The 4,773-nt window shown below is 61.6% G+C and carries 4 protein-coding genes; 3 read left to right on the top strand and 1 reads right to left on the bottom strand.

Going from position 1 to position 4,773, the window contains the following annotated elements; genetic code table 11:
* The first annotated feature begins 913 nt into the window (after positions 1-913).
* Entirely contained in the window at positions 914-1,093 is a 180-nt protein-coding gene (locus VKI00_RS22165) for a hypothetical protein (protein WP_324441271.1), read from the top strand.
* 222 nt (positions 1,094-1,315) lie between these two features.
* Complete coding sequence (locus VKI00_RS22170; protein ID WP_324441273.1) at positions 1,316-2,389, top strand: hypothetical protein; 1,074 nt, start codon at positions 1,316-1,318, stop codon at positions 2,387-2,389.
* A gap of 999 nt (positions 2,390-3,388) precedes the next feature.
* Here the strand turns inward: VKI00_RS22170 and VKI00_RS22175 are convergent.
* Positions 3,389-4,162, bottom strand: a complete 774-nt coding sequence (locus tag VKI00_RS22175) for an aldo/keto reductase (RefSeq protein ID WP_324441275.1) — start codon at positions 4,160-4,162, stop codon at positions 3,389-3,391.
* 110 nt (positions 4,163-4,272) lie between these two features.
* On the opposite strand from VKI00_RS22175, the gene VKI00_RS22180 reads away from it, so the two are divergent.
* Positions 4,273-4,773 (top strand): IS1595 family transposase (locus tag VKI00_RS22180; protein WP_324441277.1); only part of this gene is annotated, 501 nt, incomplete at its 3' end.

The raw sequence follows: 4,773 nt of genomic DNA on the forward strand, positions 1-4,773 counted from the left end.
CAAGAGACGATCTCCCCCATCGGCTCTGGCTGCCGAGGCGATGTGGAGGATCTCAACCTCCGGTTGGCCTGAGAGTACGGTGCCCATACGCTCGGTCCGGCAGTCCGATTCATCGCGTCGCTGACGGACCAGTTTGGTCGACTGCGGTCGGCAACCGACGCGTGCTTCGGGTCGACGGCTGCCGTTGGCAATCCTCATCAACGAAGGTCTGCTTGTTGCCGTTGCGCACCCCAAACCGGCCGGACCGCTTTCGGCCAGATCCCGTCAAAAGCTGTCCGGCAATGGAGCGCCCATTTTCGCCGTTTCGTGGTGCTATAACGTTCCCCGAACGCGGCCATTCACACTGCACGAGGCGCGGGATGCCGTCGAGCGAAGCCGGTCGCCACCTGCGAGGATGCCGAGGCGAATATTTTTCACGCCCAGGTGTTGTCCTCAGTGATTTGCGCTCCCAGAGACGCAGTCGCCGGCGATCGGGGCCGCGCTGGCGCAGGATGACGCGCGGCGCGAACGGCTCACCGCGCTGACAGCCGTTGGCGCAAGACGCCTACCTGGATGGTGACGGCGCACAGATCACCTTCTGCATGACGCACACCGGTGAGCCCGACGCGCCGGTGCAGACGGTTACGCTGCGTGGCTTCGTCGAGGCGCATCGAAGGACGGCTGCGGCTTCATGCTGATCGGCGGCCACGAGGACGGCGAGATACGCGATTTCGCCGAGCAACTGGAGCGCCGCACCTGACCGGCCGCGAGGCGGCGTTCTCCCGGAAAGAATCGTCGCGACCGCGTGAATAATCTACCGCGTCCGTCTGTTGTCATCCGGAATCGTCGTCTCGCCGAATGCTGATGGCCCCTTCGGTCATCGGCGGACGTGGCGGGTCAACCGGATATCGACGCACAGGGGGGAACGCCAATCATGGACGGCTACAATTACGACGTCGCGCAGCTCGCGACCTACGCGCTCTCGGCCGAGGAAGTGCAGGGCGACAACGAGACGCGTCCCCGTCTCGTCGCGCAGTGGTACGTCGCACCTGATGGCCGGCTTGCCTGCCTGTGGCGGACGGACGGCCAGACAGATCCGGAACGATCGAGCTAACGCCGGGGTACGGATCGCTACGCTCGGCGGTGTGCGAGGGGAAACGCCCCGAGATCGCCCCCAGTACCGATCAACGGCGATTTGGATGGCCGGCGCACCGTCGGCCTAGCCGTTGTCGCCCCATGCCGAAGCCCCGGCTCCGTAGGAAGCCGATTCTATCGCCGCGATCGAAGCGAACTTTCGCCGAGAATCCGCGGCTACGCTCGCAAAAGGAGGACAGACTTGCCCGATATCGTGGTTACCAGTGTCGATCTAGCGGAGGGGTTGAAGCCGAAGAATCTCGTTGTGCCGCCGATGCGAGTCGATGTGGTGCTGAAGAATCCTGCGGTAGAACTCCGGAAGGCCATCAAGGACGAAAGTCTGATCTTGCAGAAGATCGAGGCCGCCGCGTTCGCGGTGGTGAAAAAAGCGCGCGACGACGTGCGTGATGCGATCCTCCAACTCGACCAGAGCTATACGAAGGACCCACCCGCCGACAAGCGCGAGGCCGAGCAGCGCGCCGAGACACTGAACGCCACCTGCAAGAAGATCGCCGAGGCGCAGAGCGACGCTGCCTGTGCCGCGGCCAAGAGCGAATGGGAGAGGCAGGTCAAGAAGAACAAAGACCTGACGAAGTTCAAGGTGGTGTTCGGGCTGAAGATGACGCTCGGCACGATCGCGGTCGCCGCGTCTGTGGTATCGGCGGTGATGTCACTCGGCGTCCTGGCCATCACCATCGTCGGCGCCGCCAAGACGGTCGCCGGAATGGCGAGCGACATCTACTCGTTCTGTCGCGATATCCCCAAGACCGAGGGCAATATCATCGGCACCGACGCGGTGCTGGCCAAGATCTGGACCGACGACAAGCTAACCGCAGGGAAGGTCGGAAAAGAGCTTGCCGCCGCGCTGGGCGCGCCGTTTGTCAAGAGCATTGCCGGACTGGACAAATTACTCTCCGAATACAACGCCAAGAACGCCAAGAAGGATCAGGTCGCCGACGCCCTTTGGGGTCAGACCAAAAAGCTGATGGCGAGCATCGACCAGGCGCCAGCGAAGGCAAACGAGAAGCTAAGCAAGACATTGAAGCAACTCGGGCCGGCCGTGACGAAACTGCTGGACCAGATCTCGAGTCTGTCCTCAGCGAGCAAGTCCAACGATCTCTTCTACGACGTCTATCGGGGGCGCTGCGACACGTACAAAGCGATGGAGGGCAGCAAACTCGGGAAGACGGCGACGGCAACAGAAGTCCTCGTGGTGCTAGCCGGGATCGCTTCGACCGCTGACACGATCGCAGACGTCGCAATGACACTCGTATAGAGCGAAGGCACCCAGCATTGGAACCGGAGGCGAGCGGGGTCGGATTGCACCTGAATAGGGTTTGGATAACGTGTCGCTTCAATGCTACTTCGTCTCAACCACCCGCGGCATCGTCAGAGGCTTGCACCACCTGCCGAATTCGTCCGACCGCCACCTTTCAACGACCGCGCTCTGCGGGTCGCAGTGGTGCCGTTCCATTAGGGCGGATTCTGCAGCGCGCTGTATCACGGACGACGATCTACGCGACGTTGCCGACTGCACACTGGCCCGTGGTGCTGTCCTGCCCGAGGAAATCACGCAGTTTGAGGCTAACAGCGAGAGCTAAAGGGACGACGATTTCAACGCATCCTGACGACTTCGGCGCTCTGCGACCACCGACGATGACAGAGTCAAAGCAATGAGGAAGCCACTCGCGTTCAGCTCCTTCATCCGTGAAGTGACCGAACTTCTGCCGCCGACGCAGTATACGCTGATCGCAGTTGGGATCTGTGTGGCCTCCGTCGCTCTGGGGTTCGCGATCGGCGAGCTCGGGCCACCACCGACCAAGCCAGCTCTGGCTGATGCTCTAGCGACTGGCTAGCGCATCAGCGAACTAATACCGAAACTCGCTGGCGATGACTCATCGCCGTCACTGCGAGCCAATGGCCCCGCGATACCGGCTGTATCGTAGGTTCTGCTCAGCGCAAGCGCCAAGCCATTCCCCTATGCCGGACCGGCTCATTCAGTGAGTCTGTCATCGTAACACGCGTTGCAATCGGGGCCGGCGCGACGATCCTGCATCTGCATCTGTTGTTTTGACTGTAGGACAACACGTCATGCTCCCAGAGCCGCCAGTCTCTGGTCTAATCGCTCGTCCGTCTTGGCTCCGTGCGCGACGATCTGCAGCGCACCGATCCCGGGCAACATATCGCGCTTTACCCCCTCAAAGGGCGTGAGTCGTAGCCACGATATCTGGAGACCACCAACCGCCCGGCATGGTCGTTGACAGAACCGATGTGGTCAGCTTTGGAGAGCTGCAAATTCCGCGTCGGTTAGACGGATTTTTGCAGCTGCAAGGTTCTCCTCGAAATGTTCTATCGACGAAGTGCCCGGAATGGGTAGCACCATGGGAGATCGATGCAACAGCCAAGCAAGCGCTATCTGAGCAGGTGTAGCGCCGTGACGATCTGCGATTTCCTTGATTGACCCCGCGACCTCGGTAATGCTTCCGGCGGCAAGCGGGTGCCACGGCAAGAACGCAAGACCATTTCGCGTGCAGGCATCGATAGCGTGGTGGCTGGCCCGATCCATCAAGTTGTAGCGGTTCTGTACTGATACGATCCCTGCAAGTCTGAGCGCCTCGGTCAGCTGCGATAGGCTGACATTCGACACGCCGATATGGCGGACTTTACGTTCACGTTGCAGGTCGACCAGCGCGCCTATCGATTCCGCCAGCGGCACCCGTGGATCGACCGTGTGAAGCTGATAGAGGTCGATCTGACCGAGTTTCAGTCGCTTGAGGCTGTTCTCGCAGGCTCGGCGGAGATGGACAGGGCGACAATCCGGTACCCAGCGGCCCGGCCCCGGACGAAGCAGGCCGCCCTTGGTGGCGATTACGAGCGTTGCGGGATAAGGGTAAAGCGCTGCGGCAATCAGCTCCTCACTGACCTCGGGACCATAGGAATCCGCGGTGTCTATGAAGTTCACTCCGCATTCCACGACACGGCGCAGCAGTTTGATGGCCGCGTTGCGATCTCGCGGCTCGCCCCAGATTCCTGGGCCAGTGATCCGCATTGCGCCGGTATCATGGCGCAGTCACACCAAGCAACGGAATCAAGCACTTACGGTCGACGTCGGCTTCGCTAAACGGTAGAAAGCCATGGCCCTTTTCCAGGACCGCTGCCGTGGCGCAACACTTCCTCATGTCCGCGGCGGCGCGGACCCTGTCGCTGGTCGACCTGTGCGATCTGTCAGAAGACGCGGCACACAAGATGCTCTGCGCGATGCGGTGGCCCGACACCGACGGCGCCCCGGTCTGCCCCAATTGCAACTGCGCGGCCGTCTACACCTATCGGTGTCGCCGGGTGTTCAAATGCAAGGCCTGCCATCGGCAGTTCTCGGCGACCAGCGGAACCTCGCTCGCGTACCGAAAGCTGCCGGTTCGGACCCTGCTCATGGCGTTCAGCTTGTTCGTCAACGCTGCCAAGGGCATCAGCAGTCTCCAGCTGAGCCGCGATCTGGGGCTGCATGCGAAGACTGCGTTCGTGTTGCTGCACAAGTTGCGATGCGCTTTGACGTCGAGCTTCACGACAACCCGTTTGAGCGGGGTCGTTGAGATCGATGGCGGGTGGTTTGGCGGCCACATCCGGCCGGAGAATCATCGGGTCGCTCGCATTGATCGACGT

Origin of the sequence: Mycobacterium sp. (genome assembly GCF_035314665.1) — a bacterium.
Classification (GTDB): domain Bacteria; phylum Actinomycetota; class Actinomycetes; order Mycobacteriales; family Mycobacteriaceae; genus Mycobacterium.

Coding starts and splice junctions, on each gene's coding strand:
- VKI00_RS22175 (WP_324441275.1), bottom strand. CDS start 4,162: ATGCGGATCACTGGCCCAGGAATCTGGGGCGAGCCGCGAGATCGCAAC.
- VKI00_RS22165 (WP_324441271.1), top strand. CDS start 914: ATGGACGGCTACAATTACGACGTCGCGCAGCTCGCGACCTACGCGCTC.